Raw genomic sequence first — 23,437 nt, forward strand, 5'->3', positions numbered from 1 at the left:
CCCTATCAAGCTGATTTTAGCTCAAAACTCACCCTCACCCCTTAATTTTTAACACAGTTCATGTAAAACGTTTGGCCCGCCGAGTTACTCATATTCAGCACGCCCGCATTGCGGTTCTCGCCGATATAGCTAACCAGGAAACTACCCGTGGAAGGGTAAAGGTGTTCAAAATAATAGATATTAACACTGGTATCGGTGTTGCCCGGAATATTGCGCTTGGTGGTGCGGGCAATGCCAAGGGCGCAGCTGGAACTGCCATCACCGAAAAAAATGGCCACTTTGGCCTCATCTACCGTCGAACTATTGTCGGTGTAGAGCACCATTTTGAAGAACACCCGGCGTGGGTTACGATTGGCAATTGGCAACGTAGTATCTGCCTTGGCCTGGATGTCGCCGGCGCGGATGTGCGTGGCCCAAGCCGCATCAGGCCGCAAGCCGATAGCCGCCAGTAGCACCGTAGCCAGCAGCGCAACCCGCGCCAGGGCCCTAACCCGAAGTGGAAAGATTTGTATCATATTCAGACGTGGTAAACAACGAAAAGAAGAAGCTACTTGGTTGCCAAAAGCAAATGAAAGCCAGCGGTGCTAACTTAACATTTGATGGCGAAGTCGGGTTTACACAACTGATACGCCAGTGCGTGTAAATGGTGTCGGCCGCGGATAGATTCACCACGTTGTGCAATGTTTTTTAGCGCATCACTCTACGCGCAAGAATCGGACCCATTCGTTGTTCGGTTAGCGGGTGAGGCCTATCTTTGAGCACTTAAACATACCTCTTCACTTCCTAAGTTTGGCTACTTTATGAGTTGGATAACAAAAACTTTAACCAGCAGCATCGGCCGGAAGATTATCATGTCCCTTACGGGCTTGTTTCTGTGCACGTTTCTGGTGGTACATCTTGTCGGCAACCTGCAGCTGTTCAAGCATGACGAAGGGTTAGCCTTCAATACCTATTCGCATTTCATGGGTACCAACCCCATCATCCGCACCATTGAGTGGGGTTTGGTATTGGGTTTTGGCTTCCATATTTACGAGGCCTTTGCCCTTTCCCGCCGCAATCGGGCGGCGCGTGGCACACAGGGCTATGTTTCGAACCATTCGGAGCAAAATAGCGAGTGGACATCCCGCAACATGGGCATTCTGGGCAGCATCATCCTGATTTTTCTGATTGTACACCTCTACAATTTCTTCTGGCGTGCCCGCTTCGGCGGCTTGCCCAAAGTGGGCGGCAACGACCTCGAATCCCGCGACCTGGATAATTTGTACTTGGCAGTGGTCGACTCCTTCCACGTTTGGTGGTACGTGCTGCTCTACGTAGCGGCCCAAATCAGCCTTGGCTACCACCTGTGGCACGGTTTCCGCTCGGGTTTCCAGACCCTGGGCCTGAACCACCGCAAGTACACGCCCCTCATCAAGTACGTGGGTTATGCATTCGCAGTGGTCGTTTCGGCTGCATTCGCATCCATGCCGCTGTATTTTTACTTGTTCACCAACGAGCAAGGCGACCTCAAAGCTGCCATTGCCGCACCCATCATGCACGCCGTGGCATCGGCATTTTAAATTAATTTGGAGCGATAAAACCGCCGAATTGCGCTAACACCTGTTGCGTTTGGTTGTTACCCCATCGTTCAATCATTCCATCACTCCGTCACTTTATGCTGTTGGATTCCAAATTACCCGAAGGCCCCCTCGCCGAAAAGTGGGACAAGCACAAGTTTAACGTTAAGCTCGTGAACCCCGCCAACAAGCGGAAGTACGACGTGATTGTGGTCGGCACGGGCCTGGCCGGGGCCTCGGCTGCTGCTTCGCTGGCCGAGTTGGGCTACAACGTAAAGGCTTTCACTTACCACGACTCACCCCGCCGCGCGCATTCCATCGCCGCGCAAGGTGGCATCAACGCGGCCAAGAACTACCAGAATGACGGTGACTCCGTGTTCCGCCTGTTCTATGACACCATCAAGGGTGGTGACTATCGGGCCCGCGAAGCCAACGTGTACCGCTTGGCCCAGGTATCGGTCAACATCATTGACCAGTGCGTGGCCCAGGGCGTGCCTTTTGCCCGTGAATACGGTGGGCTGCTGGCCAACCGCTCCTTCGGGGGTGCGCAGGTAAGCCGCACGTTCTACGCTCGCGGTCAGACCGGGCAGCAGCTGCTACTGGGGGCCTACTCGGCCCTGAGTCGTCAGATTGCCTACGGCAAAGTGAAGATGTACACCCGCTCAGAAATGCTCGACGTGGTGGTGGTTGACGGCAAAGCCCGCGGCATTGTGACGCGCAACATCATCACCGGTGAGATTGAGAACCACGCCGCCCACGCGGTAGTGCTGGCCACTGGTGGCTACGGCAACGTGTTCTATCTGAGCACCAACGCCATGTACTGCAACGTGACTGCCGCCTGGCGCGCTCACAAAAAGGGTGCTTATTTCGCCAACCCTTGCTTCACCCAGATTCACCCCACTTGCATCCCGGTGAGCGGCGACTACCAGTCGAAGCTGACACTGATGTCGGAGTCGCTCCGCAATGACGGCCGCGTATGGGTGCCTGCCACCAAGGAAATAGCCGAGCGCCTGCGCAAGGGCGAAATCACGGCTACTGATATCCAAGAAGACGACCGCGACTATTTCCTGGAGCGCAAGTACCCGGCATTTGGTAACCTGGTGCCACGTGACGTGGCCTCGCGCAACGCCAAGCTGATGTGCGACGAAGGACGCGGCGTGGGCAGCACCGGCCTGGCCGTGTACCTCGATTTCGCCGACATCATCAAGCGCACGGGTGCTGAGGCGGTGAGCCAGAAATACGGCAACCTGTTTGCCATGTACGAGAAAATCACCGACGAAAACCCGTACAAGCTGCCGATGCGCATTTACCCGGCGGTGCACTACACCATGGGCGGCCTGTGGGTTGACTACAACCTGCAAACCAGCGTGCCCGGCCTCTACGCCACCGGCGAATGCAACTTCTCGGACCACGGGGCCAACCGCCTCGGTGCTTCGGCCCTGATGCAGGGCTTGGCTGATGGCTACTTCGTAATCCCCTACACCATCGGCGATTACCTGGCTCAGACGCCGCCCACGCCCGTGAGCGTTGACCACCCGGCTTTTGCCGAAGCCAAAGCCGGCGTGCAGGCACGTACCGAAACCCTGCTGGCCATCAAGGGCAACCGCACGCCCGATGAATTCCACAAGGCCCTGGGCCTCATCATGTGGGAGTACTGCGGCATGGCCCGCACCGAAAAAGGCTTGCTCTACGCCAAAGCCGAGATTCAGAAAATCAAGAAGGCCTTCTGGAGCGACGTGAAGGTGGTGGGTACCGGTGAGGAGATGAACCAGGCGCTGGAAAAAGCCGGCCGCGTGGCCGACTTCATCGAATTGGGCGAACTGATGGTAGACGACGCCTTGAACCGCAACGAAAGCTGCGGCGGTCACTTCCGCGAAGAGTACCAGACCCCCGAGGGCGAGGCCTTGCGCGACGACGAGAATTACGCCTACGTGGCAGCCTGGGAGTACCAGGGTGAAAACCAACCTGAGAAACTCAACAAAGAAGAACTTACGTTTGAAAACGTGAAGCTGACCCAACGCAGCTACAAATAGAAGTGAATTAAAAATTGAGAATTAAAAATTAAGAATGGGTAGTACCATTTGCTGATACGCTCAATTTTTAATTCTCAATTTTTAATTATTAATTTAAAAAATATGGCCGGCTCCAACCCCAACGCTAAACCAATGAACCTGACCCTGAACGTATGGCGGCAGCCCAACCGCCAGGCAAAAGGGAAAATTGTGGAGTACCATGTGAAGGATATTTCGCCCGATATGTCGTTCCTGGAAATGCTCGACGTGCTGAACGAAGACCTGCTGCACACCAATCAGGACCCGGTGGCGTTTGACCACGACTGCCGTGAAGGCATCTGTGGCTCGTGCGCTCTATTCATCAACGGCCGCAGCCACGGCCCCGAGAAGGGCACTACCACTTGCCAGCTGCACATGCGCAAGTTCTCGGATGGCGACACCATCACCATCGAGCCCTGGCGCGCGTCTTCGTTCCCCGTGAACAAGGACCTGAGCGTGGACCGCTCGGCGTTTGACCGCATCATCCAGGCCGGTGGCTACGTGAGCGTGAACACCGGCGGCGCACCCGATGGCAACGAGATTCCGATTCCCAAGGAAATTTCGGACCGCGCTTTTGAGGCGGCTACTTGCATTGGCTGCGGTGCCTGCGTGGCGGCTTGTAAGAATGCGTCGGCTATGCTATTTGTATCGGCTAAGGTTTCGCAGCTCGCGCTATTGCCCCAAGGCAATGTGGAGCGTAAAACCCGCGTCGAAAATATGGTGGCCCAGATGGACAAGGAAGGTTTTGGTGCCTGCACCAACATCGGTTCGTGCGCGGCAGAGTGCCCGGTGGGCATTTCGCTGGAGAACATTGCCATCCTGAACCGCGAGTTCCTGGCCGCTAAGGCTACATCGAACAACCTGGCGTAGGTCAATCGAAACTGACGACAAAGAGAGCCCCGGCAGTAGCTACTGCCGGGGCTCTCTGTTTATTTGTGGATAGAGTGCGGGACTTGTTCCCGGATACGAAATGGTTGAAAGTTTTAGCAGATTTCGACAACTGAACGGTTTTTGTTATTTGGCCAAGCCAGTACTCTTGAGCTCTTTGGGCAGCCATCGTTTCCGGCGCAAAATACTGCTTGGAAAACCCTTGGTTCCTTATTGAGGAACAAGTCTACTACTTAAAATGAAGCGTGGCTCGCTCGCTGGTGGCGCGGGAGTTCTACAGGACGGCTCGTGAGGAGAATTGTTTGATTAAGGCCGGGCTACTTGCTGCACCGCCGTTACTTTGCCGTGTGCTTCCCCTTCCCCCCGACCGTCGCCTGACGCTGCTTTACGCCATTATCCTGGTTGATGTGGTGGCCGGCGCGGCCGTGGGGCCGGTGCTGCCGGAGTTTGTGCGAGGGCTGCGGCAGCCGCAATTGTGGCTTTCGGTGGGCACGGGGCTGTTTCTGGGGGTACAGCTGTTTTCGGCCCCGCTGCTGGGGCGGCTGAGTGACGGCTACGGGCGGCGGCCCATTTTCATCCTGTCGGCGGTGGGCACGCTGCTGGCCAACCTGCTGCTGCTACCGGTGCGGACCGGGCTCTATTTTGTGAACCGGGTGTCCGATGGATTAACCAATGGCATGTACGCCACGGTGCGCTCGGCCATTACCGATATTTCGCCGCCCGAGCGGCTTTTTCGCAACCAGGGTATTGAGGGCGCTATTATCTCGCTGGGCTTCGTGCTGGGACCAATGGCGGCGGGAGTGCTGCTCACGGTGCTGCAAGTGCCACCTGCCCAGCAGGCGACTTATGTGGTGCGGCTCGCCGTGGCGCTAGCTGCCCTGAATGTGCTGCTGAGTGCCTGGCTGCCCGAAACCCTGGCCCAGCACAATGGCGTGCGCGGGGCCGAGCTGCGTGCCGAGCTGGCCCGCAGCATTAACCCACTCACGCTATGGGCCCGGCTGCGCACCAAAAACGCCAGCAACCCCGGCATCCGGCGTATTGTGCTCACGCAGGTGGCCCTCACGCTCAGTACGGGCTATTATTTCTACTTTGTGCCGTTTGCCAGCTTGGGGCCGCTGCACCTGGATGCACGCGGCATTTCTTACTTTTTCATGTACTTCGGCACGCTGAGCATCGGCCTGAACTACGTGTTCTACACCTACTTTGCCGACCGCATCAACCAACGGCGGGCCATTGTGTGGCTGGCGGCGCTGGGTGCGCCCGTGCTGGCCAGCTACGGCCTGATGGGTACCTCAAAAGTCGCGCTCTACGTGCTGGTTACGCTCGACTGCTGCACATTCTCGCTCATCCAGGGCTTGCTGGAAGGGCGGCTGGCCCGCCACACCACCGAGGCCGACCGGGGCGAGATTTTCGGCTTGAATCAGGCGTTTCAATCCCTGGCCAGCGTGGCTACCACGCTGGTATTCGGCGGGCTGTCGGTGCTCGATTTGCGGCTGCCGTGGGCGTGGTTTGCCTTATGCCTGGCGGCGGTGGCCGGGCTGGCGGCCCGCCGGGAGCCCGCGCAGGGCTTGCAATCCACTTGAGGTAGCGCAGCCATAATACCCCTGATTTCCCTGCCCAAAACTGGCTGGCGCACCGGCACAAACGGTAACCTTACTACGGTGTCGTAACCAATGGCCCGGCTGGCAGGTTAGAGCATCAGTTTTACGTTGATAGACCATTCTGTTTTGATAACCATACTTGCCGGTACCAACCGCCCCAACTCCCGCGCCCGCCGCATTGCCAACTATTACAGCACCGTTCTAACAGAATTAGGAGCCGCGCACCAGATACTGGACTTGGCCGAACTACCCGCCGATTTTACCAGCACCGCCCTGTATGCCCAAGTGGGTACGAACGCGGAGTTCAACCGCCTGGCCGCCATGCTGGACCTGGGCAATAAACTGGTAATTATCGCCTCCGAGTACAATGGCTCGTTCCCCGGCGTGCTGAAAGCGTTTATCGATGGCCTGCCTTACCCCGGTGGTATCTGGGGCAAAAAAGCGGCGCTGGTGGGCATCAGCAACGGCGGGCAGGGCGGCTTACTAGCCATGACGCACCTTTCCGATATCCTGATGTACCTGGGTACGGCCGTGCTGCCCCAGCGCGTGCGCCTGCCCTTCATCGGGCAGGATTTGAACCCCGAAGACTCGTTGAACCACGACCTTTCCCGGCAGCTGCTACGCGAACAGGCCACTGCGCTGCTCGCTTTTTAGCGATTGCCCGCTTCATGCGCGGACTCGCGGAGTTCGCGCTACACCACGCCACTGCGCCGGGCCCTGCGGGCGGCCATGTGCCGAAACAACGGCTTGAGCACGAAATAAAGCACTACCACCAGTGGAGTGCCACCCAAAAGCCACAGGGCCAGGGCCCCCAGCTCGGCCCGCCAGAGCAGGTGCAGGGCGGCACGCCAGTCGTGGGCAAAGAGCTGGCGCATCTGGGTCAGGGTCAGCTCTTTTTCCTGGGCATTGCCCAGCAGGCGCGCTCCCTGGCGCAGCAGCGGTACTATGAGCAGCAGCTGAAAAGGAGTCATCATGTGGCTCACCAGCTGCATGGCGGCCACGTTCAGGCGCAGGCGCAGGGCCGCCAGCGTGGCCAGCGTGGTAATGGCTCCCAGCAGCGGCACCAGGCCCACCCCGGCCCCCACCGCCACGGTGAGGGCCAGCTGCTCGGGCGACAGCCCCTGGCGCAGCAGCCCCGTCAGGGGTGCCATCACCCGGCGGCGAAACCAGCCCTCGGGTGGCGGCGGCACGGCAGAAAAATCAGATGGTTGCGGCATGAGCGATTGGAGCGGTAAAAACCCGGACCCCAAACATGGCCCGTATCTTCGCCGGGTACCACGTTGGCCGAACATTGGCCGATTCAGCCGCTGCCCGTTCCGTTTTCGATGACAAAAGTAACCCCGCCCGTCGAGCTGCCCGGCCCTTGGTGGCGCGAACTGCCGATTTTGCTGCACCGCGCCGCCCGTGAGCTGGGAGCCAACGACCCGCTCCGCCTGGGCGCGGCCACGGCGTTCTTTACTTCGTTTGCGCTGCCGCCCATTCTCATCATTCTCATTCAGCTGCTCAGCTCGCTCTACCCGTCGTCGATAGTGCGGGTGATGCTGCTGGGCAAAATCAGCAACCTGGTGGGGGCCTCCGCGGCGGGGCTGGTATCGCAGATTGTGATGAACGTGGCCGACCCCATGCGCAGCCGGCTGGTGACGTGGGCCGGTTTCGCCTTTCTGGTGTTCGTGGCCACCACGCTGTTCACCATCATTCAGCACTCGCTGAATCAATTGTGGCAGATTCGGCCGAAGCGCGGCACGGGGCAGTTCTCGCAGGCCGTGCGCGAGCGCACCCGCTCGGTCGGCATCCTGTTGGCAACGGCTGGCCTGTCGCTGCTGGCCTTTGGTGCCGATGCGGCGCTGAACCTATTTGCCGAAAGCATCCGGGACTTCGACTCCACATTCGGCTACTTCGTGGTGCGCGGCCTGAATGCCATCGTGGCCTGGCTGATTCTGGCGGCTTGGTTCGGCGTCACGTTTCGCACCCTGAGCCTGGCCAAAGTACCGTGGCGGGCCGTCACGCGCGGCGCGGCGCTCACGGCCCTGCTCATCAGCCTGGGTGAAGTGGTGCTGGGCCAGTTACTGGTAGCTCGCAACCTGGGGCCGGTGTATGGCCCGGCCTCCAGTTTGGTGCTGGTGCTGTTGTTCGTATTCTATTGCGCCATGATATTCTACTTCGGCGCGGCGTTCACCAAGGCGTATGCCCACCGAATCGGGCTGGACATCCGACCCAAGAAAATGGCGGTGCGGTATCGGTTGGTGAACGTGGAGGAAGAAGAATCGGTACAACAATAGTGAGTATCCGTCATCCTGAGCGCAGCGAAGGACCTTAGTGGGGTCGAATAATTTGCAATAATCCAGACAAAGCAAGCCTGATTAGGTCCTTCGCTGCGCTCAGGATGACAGACGTTCCCCACTCAACGTACCTTTGCACCGTGCAAACTCCTGATACTTCCGCTGCCGGCACCACGCCGCAAGCCGCCCCCGCTCCCAAGCCCGACCTGCAATTCGCTGATTTCGCCCTTTCCCCTGCCCTGCTGGCGGGCGTGGCCGAACTGAAGTTCACCCAGCCCACGCCCGTGCAGCAGTTGGTGCTGGCCCCCGCCCTCGAAGGACAGGACGTGGCCGGGCAGGCCCCCACCGGTTCGGGCAAAACCGCTGCCTACGGCCTGGCCTTACTTCAGCAGGTCGACCCCACTTCGGCCACCATGCAGGCCTTGGTGCTGGTGCCTGCCCGCGAGCTGGTGATGCAGGTGCGCGACGCCCTGCGCAGCCTCGGCAAGCACATGCCCAACCTGCGCATAGCCGGCTACTACGGCGGCCACGCCATGCGCGAAGAAGTGAAAGGCATGCAGCAGATGCCCCACGTAGTAGTGGCTACTCCCGGCCGTATGCTCGACCACCTGGAGCGCCGCACCATTGTGCCGAACCGCCTGAAAGTGCTGGTTCTTGATGAAGCTGATAAACTACTGGAGCTGGGTTTTCAGGAAGAAATGGCCACCATCATCAGCCGCCTGCCGCTACGCCGCCAGACGCTGCTGTTCTCGGCTACCATGCCGGACAAGGTGCTGAACCTGGTGCGTGAGTACCTCACCCGGCCCCGCGTGATGAACGTGGGCGGTTCCAACGCCACCACGCTGCCCGAGAGCCTGGTGCTGCGCGGCCACGTAGTGAGCGCCGCCGACCAGAAACCCGCCGCGCTGTTTCACCTCATCACCCAGCCCACCGCCGGCCGCTCGCTGGTATTCGCCAACACCCGCGACCGGGTGGAAGAGCTCACGCGCTTCCTGCGCGGCCGGGGCCTGGCCGCCGAGGCCCTGCACGGCAAAATGCTGCAGCCTGAACGCGATAAGAGCATGATGAAGCTGCGCAACGGCTCAGCCACCGTGCTGGTTGCTACCGACGTAGCCGCGCGCGGCCTCGACGTGAATGAGCTCGACACCGTGGTACAATTCGACCCGCCCCACGAAACCGATACCTTCCAGCACCGCGCCGGCCGCACGGCCCGTGCCGGCGCCGTGGGCACCGCCCACCTCATCGTGACGCCCTACGAGCAGGAGAAACTGAAGAACTGGCCCGCCGCCAGCACCGTGCAATGGGCCGGCCTGCGTCCACCATCGTTGCCCGATGCCCTGCCTAAGCCCCCGCGCCCCAGCACTGTCACACTGCACGTATCGGCTGGCAAGAGCGAGAAAATCAGCCGTGGCGACCTCGCCGGGGCTTTCGTGAGTGTAGGCGGCATGGAGCGCGAGGCCGTGGGCCGCATTGAGGTATTCGACCACCACAGCTTCGTGGCCGTGCCCGAGGCCCAGGCCGAAGAAATACTAGCGCGCATGCAGGGTGCCAAGGTGAAAGGCAAAAAGGTGAAGGTGGCCCTGATTCGTTAGAAAAACGGGCAAGAGTAAACATCATGCTTCGACTGCGCGGACGCCAGATGAGCATGACGTTCTTTTATTCATTCCCGACTACTTGAGAATCCTTTTTGTCTGCAGCCAGAATAAGTGGCGCAGTCTCACCGCTGAGCGGCTTTTCGACGACCATCCGCATTACGAAGCGCGCTCGGCTGGTACGGAGCCGGGCGCGCGGGTGCGCGTCACGGCCGGGCACTTGGGCTGGGCCGAAATCATATTTGTGATGGAGCGCCGCCACGCCGACCGCCTTCGCGAAAAATTCGCGGAGGAGCTGCACGATAAGTCGATGGTCATCTTGCGCATTCCGGATAAGTACCCGTTTGGCGACAGCACATTGATTGCCCTGCTGCAACTGAAGCTGAAGGAGCATTTGCCACTACTTTCGTAGTCGCATTATGCTACCCTTATGCTAAAACCGTTACTGCTTCTACTCACAGCTTCGCTGTTTGGTTCTTTACAAACCCGCGCCCAGACTTTCGAGCCTGGCCTGCTGGTGCGCAGCAATGGCGACACGCTGCGCGGCGAAATTGAAAAAGGTCTTCTGGACGGAGCCACCCGCGTTTATTCGCTACCGGAGTACGCCCGACAGTCCCAGTCAGCTGTTCCAGCCCCGCCAGCTGCGGGCGGTGAGCTTCATCGGGGGACGGTATTTCCGCTATGAGGCCCTACTCATCGATTACGCGGCGGAAACTCGGTTCGATTACTTGTCGCGCGGGTATGTCCCAGCCGTACGCCCTGACTCGGTCTTGGCCGAGGTTATCGTGAGTGGGGAAGCCTCGCTATTGCGGGTCGCTACCCCGGGCACCGTGCATTACCTGCTGCGACGTAGCTCGCGCGACTGGCTCGACCTGAGCGCCCGTCAGTATCTGCACGAGTCCGCTAACGGGGCCATGATTGTATTTGATGCCAACAACTACTTAGGACAACTAAGCGTTTATTTCGGCGACTGTCCGGCCGCTGCTGAGGCAGCCAAAACCCTGCCGTTTACGCTGGCAGGCCTTACGCGAGTGGTACAAGTGTATAACCAAGGTTGTAGCGCTGCCAAACAGCCAGGTCGTTCGTGGCTCGTTCAGGCGGCACCGCGCCGCCGGCTATCGGTACAAGGCGGCCTCGTGGCGGGCGGGCGCTACAACCACGTAGCGTCAACACTTAATTTGGACGAGTACGAATTTCTCGATAGCCAACTGCACCCGATGGGTGGTTTGTTCGCCGAAATATTCCTACCCGGTCGCACTACTTCGATATACGGTGAACTGACTGCCAGCCGCTTTCAGGGTCGTCAAATGCTATACAGCATCGCCATGTACAGCGGTCCGGGGTCAGCATATATTTCCTACAGTTTTACCTACACAGACTACGCGGCTTGGCTGGGTGCGGCGCGCATTGGCGTTCGCAAGTACGCCCCGCTACGCCACAACCAGCAATTGGTCTTGGGCCTGAGCTACGAGTTAGGCAAAGTATTCCGTCCGCAGTTCTCTACCGTTACCACTGGCAGCAACAGCAGCCCTACCGTTATTCTGCCGGCCCCAGCCGGTTTTACAGCGAATGACTTGTGGTTTGCTCCACAAACTTTGCTACCTGCCCTCACCGTTGGGTGGCGTGCCCGGTACCTGACGCTAACCTTGGACGGACAACGGTGTTACGACATCCACGATTTACCCGACCCTGCCAGGAACAGCATGATGGGCTCGGCGTGGAGTATGCGCCTTACCGCCAGCTACCGCTTGGGCCGCAACCCGGACGTTGCAAAGTTGAGCGCCCCAGCCAAGCCCTGAGCCAACTTCTACTATTGAGGACCGTTTAACCGGCTCATGGTCTATCTGATTTCCCTGGCTGTACTAGCGGCCATACTTTATGCTTTTTACCGCTACGTTACGGCCGATTCGCGCCGCCGCACCGTCGCGCTGGCCCAGAAATTTCCAGCGGCTTGGCAGCAACTACTAAACGAGCGAGTGGCCTTTTATCTGACCTTGACCGAACCTGAGAAAGTTCGTTTTGAGCAACAGGTGAAGGTTTTTCTGGCCAGCACGCGCATCACCGGGGTACAGACGGAGGTGGACGATGCCACGCGCCTACTGGTAGCCGCCTCGGCACTGATTCCGGTATTTGGATTTCCTGCCTGGGAGTACCGCAATCTGGCGGAGGTACTCATCGTGCCCGATGCCTGGATGCTCCCCGACGACCCCAGCCGGGAAGTGAAGCCCCTGCAAGGCACCTTACTCGGCTCGGTGCAGGGTTTCCAGAACCAGCACTACATGCGCCTGTCCAAAACCTCGCTTGAACAGGGCTTTCAGGATGCAATGGACCGCCAGAACGTGGGCATCCACGAATTTGCGCACTTGCTCGACGAGGCCGACGGTGCGATTGACGGCCTGCCCAAAGCCGCCCTGCCGCCCGAATTGCTTCAGCCCTGGGCCGCCGTGATGCAGCGCGAAATAGCTGCCATTCGGGAGGGTCGGTCGGAAATCAACCCCTACGCCGGCACCAACGAGGCCGAATTCTTCGCGGTCGTCACGGAGTATTTCTTCGAGAAGCCCGAGAAGCTGCAGGAACAGCACCCCGAACTCTATGACCTACTCACCCGCGCTTACCACCAAAACCCGCAAAAGCAATTCCTGCGCTTTGCGGTGGACCCGCGTGAGTGGTTAAAAACCCTGCACAGCCGCCGCACATTTGGCCGCAATGACGTCTGCCCCTGCGGCAGTGGCAAAAAATACAAGGACTGCCACCTGGACCTGACCCAAGCTGCCTGACCGGTACGCTCCTATTTAAGCAGTCGCGCACAAGTAACCGTAGTCAACCAAAAAGAACATCATTCCGAGCTTGCCGAGGAATCTTGCCGGAGTCATCCGCGCCGCCCACTGGCGCGAGCGAGATTCCTCGGCAAGCTCGGAATGACGTTCTTCTTTATCCGGTTACTTATGCGTCACTTAGACGACGCAATCTGATTTACAGCTGTCAGATTAGGTAATAGACTTGTTCCTGAATAAGAAATGGTCAAATATTTTAGCCGATTATGATGCCTGAATGGTCTTTTTGGTTTGGCCAAGCGTGTATCCTTGGATTCTTTGAGCAGCCCCCGTTTCTGGCGCCAAATACGACTTGGAAAACCACCGATTTCTTATTGAGGAACAAGTCTAATGAATCTTAAGTACTCAGGTAATTAGGATTGTGCAGCGCGCCCCGTCAGCCAGAATCAGGTAGTCACAAATTAAGTAAGCGCACAATAAAAGGCGGTCAAGCTGAGCTTATCGGTCAATCAGCATGACGGTCAATTAAATGCATTCATTTCTACACGAGTACTTAACGGCCAGCCGGTTTACTGTCCTGCTGCAGTATCCAGTCTCGCACGGTATCCAGCATCGAAGTCGACACCAGCAAATCGGGGGTGCCACCAGACCCAACCAGCTGCTCACTTATGGGAGTCTGAAACAAGTGGTTGACCCCAGGCAATCGACGCACGGTCACGCGTTTATTACTTTTCAGGCCTTTTTCGAGTGCCGTCAGGTTGTCAGAGGCATTCACTTCGGCATCGTTGGTGCCATTGAGCAGCAGCACTGGGCACTGCACTTCGCCCAAGCTAAGCTTCGGGTCAAACTTTAGGTAATATCGGTACCAGGGCATGATGAGCTGGGCGGCGCGCGCGCGGGCCAGGGCGGGGTCCTGGTTGGGGTAGCGTTGGCGTAGCATGTTCACCACAATGGCCTGCGCCTGGTCGTCGCTGGCCGTTTGACGCACAATCTCAAACATGGTGCGCCGAAACTTAAGCATGACTTCTACCCGTTTCCGTTCCTCGTTCTTGGCTTTGAGGCGCTGCTGAGCTACGAAGGTTTCTACCTGGGCGGCATTGGAGCCGCTGGTGCGAAGCTTTTGGGCTTTGTTGAGTACCTCAGCCCACAGCTGGCGCCGCGCCACGCCAGCTGAGGCAGTATCGGCGGGGTTGGCCACGGGTTCGGGCTGGCTGGCCAATAGGTCGAGCCCCACTAATCCGGAGGCGGCCAAGGTCACTACAAAGCCGGGGGGCTCGGGCTGGGCGGCGGCCAACAGGGCTACATTGCCTCCCTCGCCGTGCCCAATCAGGCCCGTCTGCGCCGCATCGATGCTGGGACGCAGGCGCAAATATTCGAGCCCCGCCCGCGCATCGCGCACCAGTTCGGCCGTAGTAGTCTGGCTGCCTACGCCTTCTGACTGCCCCACGCCCCGGTCGTCGAGCCGCAGCACGGCGATGCCCTGGCGGGCCAGGGCCGCTGCCATCGTGGCAAACAAGCGGTAGTCGCCCTGGCGGGCGTCGCGGTCGTGGCTGCCCATATCCGATAAGAGCACAGCGGCGGGAAATGGCCCGGGACCATCCGGAATGCTCAAGGTTCCGGCCAGTTTGGTTTTGCCGAGCTGGCTGGTCAGGGTCACTTCTTCGGTGTGGTAGGTAGTGGTCTTCACTGCCATGGCCTTGCTGCCGCTCGTAGCCAACAACGCGCCGGGCACGAACCGGGCCAGCGTGAGCGGCACCCGCAGCCCCGGTTGCGTCCAGGTTCCGCGCAGTTCCCGCCCATCGGGGCTTTGCACGCACACGAACCGGCATTCCACCGTCACGGCATAGAATATCAGGGTGTCGCCCCGGAACGTTAGCGACGCCGGCACGCGGCTCAGGCGCTTGGCGGGCAGGTCCAAGGTCGCAACAAGCTTGTTGGCCCCCGGCTGGATAATACTGATTTCAACCGGTACGCTACCACCTGGAATTGGCAATGGACCCTGCCAGCGCCCCACCAACGAGGGCGAAGCACTAGCGGCTACAGTGGGTTTCGCACCCTCCGCGGCGGGCATCGTAGTTTGGCCCAGGGCCCACCCTGGAAGCAGGCATGCCCACAGTCCGGCTGCGCGGATTATTCTTGTCAACATCTTTTGACTACCTGCTATCATGTATCGTTGGAAACCAGCTGCCAGCCAATAACCTGTTGTATAAAATCGTTTCGGCATCGGCCAGCTTGCTGCACTTTGCCGAATTACTGGTACAAGCTACGGGAGCAGTACCCGGTCGATAACGTGTACCACTCCGTTCGTGCATTGCACATCGGGAATTACCATGTTGGCGGGAGCAGCATTACTAGTACCTTTCACCGTCAGTACGCCGTTGTTGAAAGCCCCGATAATGACCGGGCCACCAGCGGCTGCGATGGTCGTATTTTCGGGCAGCTCCGAGGTGAACTTTCCGCCCTGTGCCCCACCCAGTACCACGTGGTTGAGCAATACGGCCGTAACCGTGGCCACGGGCAATTTCCGGATATCAGCGGGCTGATTGAGCGACACCCCCAAGATGGTGCCCAGATTTTTAAATGCCTGGTCGGTGGGCGCAAAAACGGTGAGACTTGGGCTGCCGGGCGTGCCCGTGAGTGCTCCCTGCAGGTTGCAGTACACCACGGCCTCAACCAGGAAGGTCAGTTCTGGCTTCACAAACACGCTGCCGCTTTGCAGCGCCAACGCCGAATTGAGCACATCGGCCCCGGTAGCAAGCAGCACTTTATCAATGGGATGTATCAGGCCATTAGCGGCTTTCACATCCGTGCTCAGAATTTTGGAGCCATTCACATATAGGCTGCCATCGGCCCGGCGGATGATGCGGCGCGTAGGGGTCACCGATGGTACTGCCGGCGTTGTGGGAGTGGCTGCGATGGCCGGCGTCCTGAACGCACCTGCAGAAGCGCTACCAATGGTGAGCGCGCTACCCGGCAGCGTACCGCTGAACACGTGGTAAAAAAGGGTGTTGCGCAAAAATGGCAGTTGCAGCGCGGTCAGGTCCTGGGCTGAGTTCAGCCCCAGGCGGGCAAAGGCCGAATTGGTGGGCGCAAATACGGTGTAGTTGCCCTGCGGGTCGTTAGGATTTTTATTACCCAGCGTAACCGCCACATCGCCGCGGATTGCAGCGTCCTCCAGCGTCTGAAAATCGGGGTTGGTTACCGCAATATTTGTAATCGATGGGTCGACATCTTTATTCTTAGCGCAACTGCCCAGCGTCAACAAGCTAAGTGCCAATGCACCGGTTTTAAAGAGACAATATTTTTTCATCGTGTAAAAGGTTGTATTGGTCGAGGTAAATAATGCTTTCACTCCAAACCCCTGACTATAAACGGACTTTGAATGCCGCTGGATTGCACTAAGGTAAATCCAATACTCGGAAGTCTCGCGTAGATTGCAACAATATTAAACTGTATGTGGCCCTTTTCAACGCGCATTTCGCAGTTTTTTCACCCTATTCAATCCCTTAGCTATTCACGCGCAATGCCAAAATTTACTGCATTATTTTTAGGTGCCCTCTTGTTTGCTGGAAGCGTGAATTCCCTGCGGGCCCAATCCCTGGTCAGCGGGTTCATGGCGGGCAAAGGACACGGGTCAGTAGTGGTTTCGGGTACTACCGAGCGCTACGAGAGCGTGTACCTGGCCCCCGATAAAATTGACGGCGTCCCAATTTTTCAGGAAGTTCGCGTTAATTCCCTCAACCTGTACGCTACGTACGGCCTCTCCGATAAGATTGATGCCATCGTAAGCCTGCCCTACATTCAGTCGAAAGGCAAGGCCCCGGGCACCGTCATCAACGACCTGAACGCGCTGTACTCGACCCAGGGCTACGCTAATATCCGGCAGGGACTGCAAGACATCACGGCGCTGCTCAAGTTCAAAAGCTATTCGGTAGAGCTTGGCAGTAGCGTCCTCGATTTGCTGGGCGTTGTGAGCGTTAGCACGCCCCTGAGCGACTACCAAACCAATACCGGCTACGGCTACATTATTGCCATCGGCAACCGCGCTACCAAGTATTCGGCCGCGGGCGTAGCGCATCTCAAGACCAGCACGGGGATATTTGCCACCGCTCAGGTGGGCTATAGCCTGCGCACCGGCTTGGTGCCGAACGCCCTGGTTGGTGAAGCCAAATTGGGCTATGCCGGTCCCAAAACCTACCTCGAAGGCTCCGCTTCATTTCAAGAATCAAACGGCGGCACCGACATTTCGGAGGCTGGCTTCAATGGTTTTTTCCCTTCTACCCGCGTCAATTTCATTCGTATCGGGGCCAGCGCCTACCGTCCCATTGCCAATGGCTTCGGGCTTACGCTGGGAGCCAGCACCTACGTCGCCGGCCGTAATATTGGTAAGGCGACGGGCTTTTCGGCCGGTGTAACCTACAATTTTTAGGACAACTATAGTACTCTTGAACGACAGGCAATTACCTAAAGAAAGCCGGGAGTATCTCCCGGCTTTCTTTAGGTAATTGCCTGTCGTTTTATCAGTAGTTGGCTTCGGTAGCGGGCAAGTCAATCAGGATGAATTGCGAATCCTTTGCGGCCCGAATTTGCACCACGTCCTCGTCGGTCATGCGGGCTTGGTCATTGGGGCCCAGCTCGGTACCGTTTACGAAGATGACGCCTTCTTTCACGTAGATGAAGGTGAGGCGAATGGGGAAGGTCTTGAATTCGATATCCTCGCCCTCCTCAAGGTTAGACCAGTACACAGTGCTGTTGGAATTCATATACACCACGTCTTCCAGCACTTTCTGGCCGGTGACGAGCGGCACCAACTCATTCTTATTAGTAGTCGTGAAATCCAAATCCTTCTGCTCGTAGCTGGGGGCCAGGCCGCGCTGGCTGGGGATAAACCACAACTGATACAGGTGCAGTGGCTTGTCCTGACGGTTGAATTCGGAATGAGCCAGGCCAGTCCCGGCAGTCATGCGCTGCACCTCGCCGGCTTTGATGGTGGTGTTGTTGCCCATCGTGTCCTGGTGCGTGATTTCACCCTCCAGCACCAGCGTCACAATTTCCATTTCGGAGTGCGGGTGTTGCGGGAAGCCCGATTGCGCCGCTACGTTGTCGTCGTTGAATACGCGCAACGGGCCGAAATGCATGTTGTCGCGGTCGAAATAGTCCGCGAATGAAAACAAGAAATAGCTGCTTAGCCACGCAGCGGGGGCAGCGTGGTGGCGGTCGGCGGCGGAGAGATACTTGAGCATGGAGCAAAGGTGTAAATAGGTGCCCCGCATACGCACCGGGGTTTGGGTAAGTTGGGCGGCGCAACGGATGGAGGCCTATGGGCTTATATTTGAACACCTGAATGTCCGCGTTATTAGCGGCTCAGCTTCTTCTCCATGTTTCCACAGCTGCCTTCCCTTCGGCTTTTGCAGCGCTGCGCGCTGGGAATGGCCGCGCTGCTGGGAGTAGCCAGCACCGCGGCTCGTGCCCAGTACGTAGCGGGCCGGACTTATTTTGGCCAAAATAATTACGTGGAATACCGCGCGGGCAACGCGCCGCTGCTGCTGGCCGCGCCCCACGACGGCGCCCTCCGCCCGGCCGCCCTGCCCGACCGAACCTGCCCGGACGCCACCTCCGTAACCGACGCCAATACCCAGGCCCTGGTGCGCGCCCTGGACAGCGCCTTTACGCGACGCTATGCTTGCCAGGCCCATTTGGTTGTCAGTCACTTGGCGCGTGTCAAGCTCGACCCCAACCGGCCTTTGCCCGAAGCCAGCTGCGGCAACGCCTTGGCCACCCAAGCCTGGCGCGAATACCACGGTTTTCTGGACGATGCTGCCGCACAGGTGGGCGCTGTGGTTGGCCGGCGTGGACTTTTTTTGGAACTGCACGGGCACGGCCACGCCATTGCCCGTATTGAGTTGGGCTATTTGCTTACGGCTTCGGAACTGCGCCGGCCCGATGCCCAGGTATTGGCCTTGGCCGATAGCACCAGCATTTGGGGACTGGTGACCGCGCAGCCCAGCGGCCGAGCTGCTCTGCCCGGCTTGGTGCGGGGTCCCAGCGCGCTGGGCACCCTACTGGCTGCGCGTGGGTACCCGGCCGTGCCCAGCCAGCAAGACCCGGCCCCGCAAAGTGCCGACCCTTATTTCAACGGCGGCTACAGCACATTCCGGCACGGCTCGTACCGCAACGCTGGCCCCGTCGATGCCATTCAGGCCGAAACCCATGCGCCCGGCTTGCGCAACTCCGCCACCAACCGCCGCCGTTTTGCCGACACGTTGGCGGTGGCCCTGGGCACGTACCTGCGCATGTACTACGGCTGGCAACCTTGCCGCGCCCTGCCCACTGGCGTGGCGCAGCCGGAACCGGCATCGGCCTGCGCCGTGCAGGTCGATGCCGCCGGGCGTGCATTGGTGTTGGGGCCCGGCTGCGGGGCCAAACGACTGCTGCTTTACGACCTACGGGGTGCCTTGCGCTTTCAAGCTGACCTGAGGGGCGACGAGCGACTGCCGCTGCCGCCGCTGGCCCCGGGCCTCTACGTAGTCCGGTTGGAGTGGCTGCAGCAGGCGCCCAGCCGGGCAATTAAAATAATGCTGCCTTAGCAGGCCCTCACCCCTGACACACCAGTTCAACCACTGACAAAAAAGACCAGCCCGTAAATCGGGCTGGTCTTTTTTGGTCAACTGCTGCACGCAACAATCCGAAGGCAGAAACCAACTGCGCGAGCGGCACCGCGCCATTCAGAGCAAAGCCAGCACCTTACGGCACTTAGCGCAATGCTCAATTTGGTGTAGAGTTGTTGGGCGATGTGGCGACGCAAAATGTTACGTCGCCACCGCGTACACCAACCGGAGAACTGCTCTAGGCTTTGCGCAGGAGGGCCACCTGCTGCTGCAAATCGAGCACGAGGCTGGCCACGCGCTCCAACGAGAGTTCGGCAATGGGGAACGTGCTGCTGATGTAGCTCTTGGCTTCCCAAATTTCCAGCACGTCGTCGGCCTTCACGTCGTAGGGCGAGAAGTTGGGGTTGTCAGAGTGCAACACCAACATGGCGTTCGAACGCAGCTTGTTGAATACGCGCTTAAACACAATGCCGTCGCGGCTGCTCACCACCACGCAGGGCGTGCCATCCTTGATACTGGTCCATTCCTCTACGTAGCGGCCCACGATGACCGTGCCGCTGGCAATGGGCAGCATGGAATCGCCGGCAATTTCGAAGGCGCGGTAGGTGCCCGTTTGCGAGAGCATGGGCAGCCGGAACTTGGGCAATACTTCCAGATACTCGCGGTCGGCGTAGCCGTTGAGGTAGCCAGCTGCCGCTTTCTGGGGCACCAGCTCAATGTTCTCGTTCTGGTCTTTATCTACAGTGAAGGCCAGGACGCGGAGCTTGCCGCCAGCGGGCGTGGGCGGCTCGGGGTTGTCGTCGGTATCGGGCGCGTTAGGGTCGGGCGCGGGCAGCGAACCAATGATTTTGGTGTTCTTCTTTTTGCTAAAGTCAGTGGTTACCAACTGGTCGAGCGTGATGCCGAACAGACGGGCCATGTTGACGAGCGTAGCGAGGCGGGGTTCGGCGCGGCCTTCTTCGTAGGCCCCCACCAAGGAGCGTTTGATACCGAGCTTGTCGGCCATCTGGGCCTGCGTGAGGGCTAGCTCGCGCCGGCAAAATTTCAGGTTCGTATTAATCATCGGGGGAGACAGCAGCCAGGAATAGCGTTAGCTTCAACACAGATTCGGCTGGTGAAGTTAGCAACGCAGGCGCGAAGTTACTAATTCACTTAGCTAATATTTTTCTGCCCATCACTTTAGCGACGAGCAAGTTGTTGCCCGGCGCAACATTGGCGGTGCAACACTGGGCCGAACCGGTGTACAAAGACAAAAGTCGCCGCCGCCGGACCACCAACGTCAATGAAACAACACCAAGCCGAACCTGGACCGCCGCCGGAAATTCACCCCACGGAATACGGTGGTTTCAGAGGCATTATTTTTTACTGCCCGCGCAAGCGCTTGTGGTAGAGCGCGGCCATGCGCAGCTGGAAGTAGTCGTACTTCTCCCGTAGGTGGTCGAACAGGTCGCGCAGCGTAGGTTCGCCGCCGAGCTGGGCGCGGGCGGTGAAGATTTCGGCCAACTCCACGTCGCTCGCGAAGTCGTGGATGCGCAGCTCGCGGCCCTTGGCGTAGGCGTTGTAGAGGTGCGTTTTCACGGTGCTCAGGGCCAGGCCGCGGCGCTCGGAAATATCCTCGGGGGTGAGGCCCATCTGATGAAACTGGATGGTGGCATCTTCGGAGTCACTCACGGGCTTGTCGGCTTTCTCGGCCGCCGTCAGGCGCGGGCGCGGCTCGTTGAACATGCTATCCGAGTCGGAAGGCACGTACTGGCCACCGCCGTGCTCCAGAATCAGGCGGATGAAGGCCTCGCCGTAGGTCTCAAACTTCTTCATGCCCACGCCCGAAATGCCCAGCATGCCCACGCGGCTCACGGGCCGCTCGGCCGCCATTTCCTGCAGCGTGGCATCGGAAAACACTACATAGGGCGGCACGCCCTGCTCGTCGGCAATCTGCTTGCGGAGCTTGCGGAGCTTGTCGAACAGCTGGGCTTCGGGCGTGCCAATCGTGGCGGCGATGGTCGCTTTTTTGCCGGCGCGGGTGGGCTTTTCGGCTTTCTCGCTGGGCTGGAATTTTTTGAGCGGCAGGTTGAGCAGGCCTTTCAAGACCTGGTGGCCGCGCTCGGTGATTTTCAGGGCGTAGCCCTCCTCGTAGGCGATGTAGAACAGGCCGTCGTTCAGCATCTGGTGAATGTAGCTGTACCAGTCCAGGTAAGGCAGGTCGTTGCCCGCGCCGTAGGTTTTTATCTGGTCGTAGCCGCCTTGCAGCACGGCCTGGTTGCGCATACCGCGCAGGATATCAATCAGCAGGTTGATGGCCACCCGCTCGCGGCTGCGGAACACAGCCGAGAGGGCTTTCTGGGCAATTAGCGTCCCGTCGAACGTGGTGGGCGGGTTGCGGCAGATGTCGCAGTTGCCGCAGTCCTGCGGCAGGTTTTCGGAGAAGTAGTTGAGCAGAATTTTGCGGCGGCAGCTGGCGGCTTCCGCAAACTGCTGCATGCGCTCCAACTTGGCGGTGTTGAGCTGGGCCTGGCGGGCGGGCACGTCCTTGGTCACCATTTCGCGCATCTGCATCACATCGGCGAAGCTGTAGAACAGAATGGCGGTAGCCGGCGAGCCATCGCGCCCGGCGCGGCCAATTTCCTGGTAGTAGCCCTCGATATTTTTGGGCAGGTTGTAGTGCATCACCCAGCGCACGTTGCTCTTGTCGATGCCCATACCGAAGGCAATGGTGGCCACAATCACCTGAATATCATCCTGCAAAAAGGCTTCCTGGGCCTTGCTGCGCTGCAAGGGCGTGAGGCCGGCGTGGTAGTGCGCCGCCTTGATGCCCTTGGCGATGAGCTTGCCGGAAATGGTTTCGCAGGTTTTGCGCGAGAGGCAGTAGATGATGCCGGGGTCTTCGGGATTGCGGATGATGTACTCGATGACCGACCCGACCCGGTCCTGGCCCGGCCGCACAATCAGGTTGATATTGGGCCGGTCGAAGCTGGACAAAAACACCCGGGGCTCGTGCAGGTTGAGCTGGGTTTTGATGTCGCGCTGCGTGAGGCGGTCGGCCGTGGCCGTGAGGGCGATAATGGGCGTATTGGGAAAATGCGTCCGCAGCTGGCCGAGTTGGGTGTATTCGGGCCGGAAATCATGGCCCCAACTCGAAATGCAGTGCGCCTCATCAATGGCGAACAGGCTGATGTTGACCCGCGTCAGAAACTGCAGAAACCCCTCCGACAGCAGCTTCTCCGGCGACACGTAGAGCAGCTTAAGGTAGCCGCCCACGGCGGCGCGGGCAATGTCGTTGGCCTCGCTCTGGCCCACGCTGCTGTTGATGTAAGCGGCGGCGATGCCGTTGGCTTTGAGGGCTTCCACCTGGTCCTTCATCAGGGCGATGAGGGGCGACACCACGATACAGGTGCCTTCCGAAACCACGGCCGGAATCTGGAAGCAGACCGACTTGCCGCCACCCGTGGGCATGAGCACCACGGTGTCGTTGCCGGCGAGGATGTGCTGAATGATGTCGCCCTGCATGGGGCGAAAGTTGTCGTAGCCGTAATACCGTTTCAGGGCCTGGCGGGCGGCTTGCATGATAGGCGGGGCAGTGGCTAGTTCGGGCATATCGTTCGGGGGAACCTCACCCCCCGGCCCCCTCTCCCGTGGAGAGGGGGTGCCAGACGATGATTCTGGGTGGTTTTCTGTCAGGTTTTGGGCTATTTCAGCGAGGACGTTGTCCAAGCTGGTTAGCACTTGCTGGTTGCTGAAACGCAGTTCGCGGTAGCCTAATTCCGTTAGCGTGAAGGTACGGCCAGTGTCGTATTCGGCCTGCTCGGGAGAGCAGTGAATTTCGCCGTCGACTTCGATAATTAGCTTAGCGGCAACGCAGATGAAGTCGACGATAAAAGAGCCAATGGCGTGCTGACGGCGGAACTTAGCACCTTGCTTGGTATTGCGCAAAGCTTGCCAGAGTAGGTGTTCAGCTTCAGTGGGCTGACGGCGGTTTTGGCGGGCGTATTCTTTGAGGTGCTTGCGCCAAGGACGAACTTCGGTCGTAAACACGAAGTTGGCAACGTCCTCGGGGCCAGATGGAACTGAGTGCGGGGCTTCCATGCAGGCAA

Annotated in this window: 19 protein-coding genes; 12 read left to right on the forward strand and 7 right to left on the reverse strand. The window is 59.0% G+C overall.

All coding sequences use genetic code 11. The features are described 5' to 3' along the window. Positions 1-41: 41 nt before the first annotated feature. The gene (locus tag IEW17_RS12975) at positions 42-515 is read right to left on the reverse strand and encodes a hypothetical protein (RefSeq protein WP_188562477.1); all 474 of its coding nucleotides are present in this window, start codon (positions 513-515) and stop codon (positions 42-44) included. Between the two features lie 285 nt (positions 516-800). Here IEW17_RS12975 and IEW17_RS12980 point away from each other — a divergent pair, with 285 nt between their 5' ends. The 5 genes from IEW17_RS12980 to IEW17_RS13000 all read left to right on the forward strand — a co-directional run bounded on the left by IEW17_RS12980 (position 801) and on the right by IEW17_RS13000 (position 6,750). Beyond that, positions 801-1,559 (forward strand): succinate dehydrogenase cytochrome b subunit, encoded by a 759-nt coding sequence (locus IEW17_RS12980; RefSeq protein ID WP_188562478.1) that lies wholly within the window; start codon positions 801-803, stop codon positions 1,557-1,559. 95 nt (positions 1,560-1,654) lie between these two features. Beyond that, positions 1,655-3,589: a fumarate reductase/succinate dehydrogenase flavoprotein subunit gene (locus IEW17_RS12985; protein WP_188562479.1), complete on the forward strand. Its 1,935-nt coding sequence runs from the start codon at positions 1,655-1,657 to the stop codon at positions 3,587-3,589. Between the two features lie 132 nt (positions 3,590-3,721). Next, the gene (locus tag IEW17_RS12990) at positions 3,722-4,477 is read left to right on the forward strand and encodes a succinate dehydrogenase/fumarate reductase iron-sulfur subunit (protein WP_188562536.1); all 756 of its coding nucleotides are present in this window, start codon (positions 3,722-3,724) and stop codon (positions 4,475-4,477) included. 365 nt (positions 4,478-4,842) lie between these two features. Further along, positions 4,843-6,078 carry an MFS transporter gene (locus IEW17_RS12995; RefSeq protein WP_188562480.1) on the forward strand — a complete coding sequence of 412 codons (1,236 nt, stop codon included), beginning with the start codon at positions 4,843-4,845 and terminating at the stop codon, positions 6,076-6,078. A gap of 144 nt (positions 6,079-6,222) precedes the next feature. Beyond that, positions 6,223-6,750 carry an NADPH-dependent FMN reductase gene (locus IEW17_RS13000; RefSeq protein WP_188562481.1) on the forward strand — a complete coding sequence of 176 codons (528 nt, stop codon included), beginning with the start codon at positions 6,223-6,225 and terminating at the stop codon, positions 6,748-6,750. Between the two features lie 38 nt (positions 6,751-6,788). Here the strand turns inward: IEW17_RS13000 and IEW17_RS13005 are convergent, their stop codons facing one another. Next, a complete protein-coding gene (locus tag IEW17_RS13005) occupies positions 6,789-7,313 on the reverse strand; it encodes a DUF2062 domain-containing protein (protein WP_188562482.1) in 525 nt (174 codons plus the stop codon). Between the two features lie 108 nt (positions 7,314-7,421). Here IEW17_RS13005 and IEW17_RS13010 point away from each other — a divergent pair, with 108 nt between their 5' ends. From IEW17_RS13010 to IEW17_RS13030, 5 genes are all read left to right on the forward strand, one after another. Beyond that, positions 7,422-8,375, forward strand: coding sequence for a YihY/virulence factor BrkB family protein (locus IEW17_RS13010; protein ID WP_188562483.1), 954 nt, complete (start codon positions 7,422-7,424; stop codon positions 8,373-8,375). Between the two features lie 140 nt (positions 8,376-8,515). Further along, positions 8,516-9,967, forward strand: a complete 1,452-nt coding sequence (locus IEW17_RS13015) for a DEAD/DEAH box helicase (protein WP_188562484.1) — start codon at positions 8,516-8,518, stop codon at positions 9,965-9,967. Positions 9,968-10,049: 82 nt separating this feature from the next. After that, complete coding sequence (locus IEW17_RS13020) at positions 10,050-10,379, forward strand: low molecular weight protein tyrosine phosphatase family protein (RefSeq protein ID WP_188562485.1); 330 nt, start codon at positions 10,050-10,052, stop codon at positions 10,377-10,379. Positions 10,380-10,518: 139 nt separating this feature from the next. Next, a complete protein-coding gene (locus tag IEW17_RS13025) occupies positions 10,519-11,766 on the forward strand; it encodes a hypothetical protein (RefSeq protein ID WP_188562486.1) in 1,248 nt (415 codons plus the stop codon). Between the two features lie 36 nt (positions 11,767-11,802). Beyond that, positions 11,803-12,744 (forward strand): zinc-dependent peptidase, encoded by a 942-nt coding sequence (locus IEW17_RS13030; RefSeq protein WP_188562487.1) that lies wholly within the window; start codon positions 11,803-11,805, stop codon positions 12,742-12,744. Positions 12,745-13,294: 550 nt separating this feature from the next. Here IEW17_RS13030 and IEW17_RS13035 read toward each other — a convergent pair. Further along, positions 13,295-14,812 (reverse strand): alpha/beta hydrolase family protein, encoded by a 1,518-nt coding sequence (locus IEW17_RS13035; RefSeq protein ID WP_229748989.1) that lies wholly within the window; start codon positions 14,810-14,812, stop codon positions 13,295-13,297. Positions 14,813-15,004: 192 nt separating this feature from the next. Further along, positions 15,005-16,051, reverse strand: coding sequence for a fasciclin domain-containing protein (locus tag IEW17_RS13040; RefSeq protein WP_188562489.1), 1,047 nt, complete (start codon positions 16,049-16,051; stop codon positions 15,005-15,007). Between the two features lie 264 nt (positions 16,052-16,315). On the opposite strand from IEW17_RS13040, the gene IEW17_RS13045 reads away from it, so the two are divergent. Next, the gene (locus IEW17_RS13045) at positions 16,316-17,170 is read left to right on the forward strand and encodes a hypothetical protein (protein ID WP_188562490.1); all 855 of its coding nucleotides are present in this window, start codon (positions 16,316-16,318) and stop codon (positions 17,168-17,170) included. Positions 17,171-17,261: 91 nt separating this feature from the next. Here IEW17_RS13045 and IEW17_RS13050 read toward each other — a convergent pair whose 3' ends face one another. After that, on the reverse strand, positions 17,262-17,984 hold the full coding sequence (locus IEW17_RS13050) for a pirin family protein (protein WP_188562491.1): 723 nt from the start codon (positions 17,982-17,984) through the stop codon (positions 17,262-17,264). A 135-nt stretch (positions 17,985-18,119) separates the two neighbouring features. Between IEW17_RS13050 and IEW17_RS13055 the strand changes: the two genes are divergently transcribed. Continuing rightward, positions 18,120-19,328: a hypothetical protein gene (locus tag IEW17_RS13055; RefSeq protein ID WP_188562492.1), complete on the forward strand. Its 1,209-nt coding sequence runs from the start codon at positions 18,120-18,122 to the stop codon at positions 19,326-19,328. Positions 19,329-19,587: 259 nt separating this feature from the next. Here the strand turns inward: IEW17_RS13055 and IEW17_RS13060 are convergent, their stop codons facing one another. Together IEW17_RS13060 and recQ are read right to left on the reverse strand one after the other, a co-directional pair. Further along, positions 19,588-20,412 (reverse strand): LexA family transcriptional regulator, encoded by an 825-nt coding sequence (locus IEW17_RS13060; RefSeq protein ID WP_188562493.1) that lies wholly within the window; start codon positions 20,410-20,412, stop codon positions 19,588-19,590. 299 nt (positions 20,413-20,711) lie between these two features. Beyond that, the gene (gene recQ / locus IEW17_RS13065) at positions 20,712-23,429 is read right to left on the reverse strand and encodes a DNA helicase RecQ (RefSeq protein ID WP_188562494.1); all 2,718 of its coding nucleotides are present in this window, start codon (positions 23,427-23,429) and stop codon (positions 20,712-20,714) included. Positions 23,430-23,437 lie beyond the last annotated feature (8 nt).

This window comes from Hymenobacter frigidus, from assembly GCF_014640435.1.
Lineage (GTDB): Bacteria > Bacteroidota > Bacteroidia > Cytophagales > Hymenobacteraceae > Hymenobacter > Hymenobacter frigidus.

What these genes read in the sequence shown, in the direction of transcription:
- IEW17_RS12975 (WP_188562477.1), bottom strand. Translation starts at nt 515, where the DNA reads ATGATACAAATCTTTCCACTTCGGGTTAGGGCCCTGGCGCGGGTTGCG.
- IEW17_RS12980 (WP_188562478.1), top strand. Translation starts at nt 801, where the DNA reads ATGAGTTGGATAACAAAAACTTTAACCAGCAGCATCGGCCGGAAGATT.
- IEW17_RS12985 (WP_188562479.1), top strand. Translation starts at nt 1,655, where the DNA reads ATGCTGTTGGATTCCAAATTACCCGAAGGCCCCCTCGCCGAAAAGTGG.
- IEW17_RS12990 (WP_188562536.1), top strand. Translation starts at nt 3,722, where the DNA reads ATGAACCTGACCCTGAACGTATGGCGGCAGCCCAACCGCCAGGCAAAA.
- IEW17_RS13005 (WP_188562482.1), bottom strand. Translation starts at nt 7,313, where the DNA reads ATGCCGCAACCATCTGATTTTTCTGCCGTGCCGCCGCCACCCGAGGGC.
- IEW17_RS13010 (WP_188562483.1), top strand. Translation starts at nt 7,422, where the DNA reads ATGACAAAAGTAACCCCGCCCGTCGAGCTGCCCGGCCCTTGGTGGCGC.
- IEW17_RS13030 (WP_188562487.1), top strand. Translation starts at nt 11,803, where the DNA reads ATGGTCTATCTGATTTCCCTGGCTGTACTAGCGGCCATACTTTATGCT.
- IEW17_RS13035 (WP_229748989.1), bottom strand. Translation starts at nt 14,812, where the DNA reads ATGCCCGCCGCGGAGGGTGCGAAACCCACTGTAGCCGCTAGTGCTTCG.
- IEW17_RS13040 (WP_188562489.1), bottom strand. Translation starts at nt 16,051, where the DNA reads ATGAAAAAATATTGTCTCTTTAAAACCGGTGCATTGGCACTTAGCTTG.
- IEW17_RS13050 (WP_188562491.1), bottom strand. Translation starts at nt 17,984, where the DNA reads ATGCTCAAGTATCTCTCCGCCGCCGACCGCCACCACGCTGCCCCCGCT.
- IEW17_RS13055 (WP_188562492.1), top strand. Translation starts at nt 18,120, where the DNA reads ATGTTTCCACAGCTGCCTTCCCTTCGGCTTTTGCAGCGCTGCGCGCTG.
- IEW17_RS13060 (WP_188562493.1), bottom strand. Translation starts at nt 20,412, where the DNA reads ATGATTAATACGAACCTGAAATTTTGCCGGCGCGAGCTAGCCCTCACG.
- recQ (WP_188562494.1), bottom strand. Translation starts at nt 23,429, where the DNA reads ATGGAAGCCCCGCACTCAGTTCCATCTGGCCCCGAGGACGTTGCCAAC.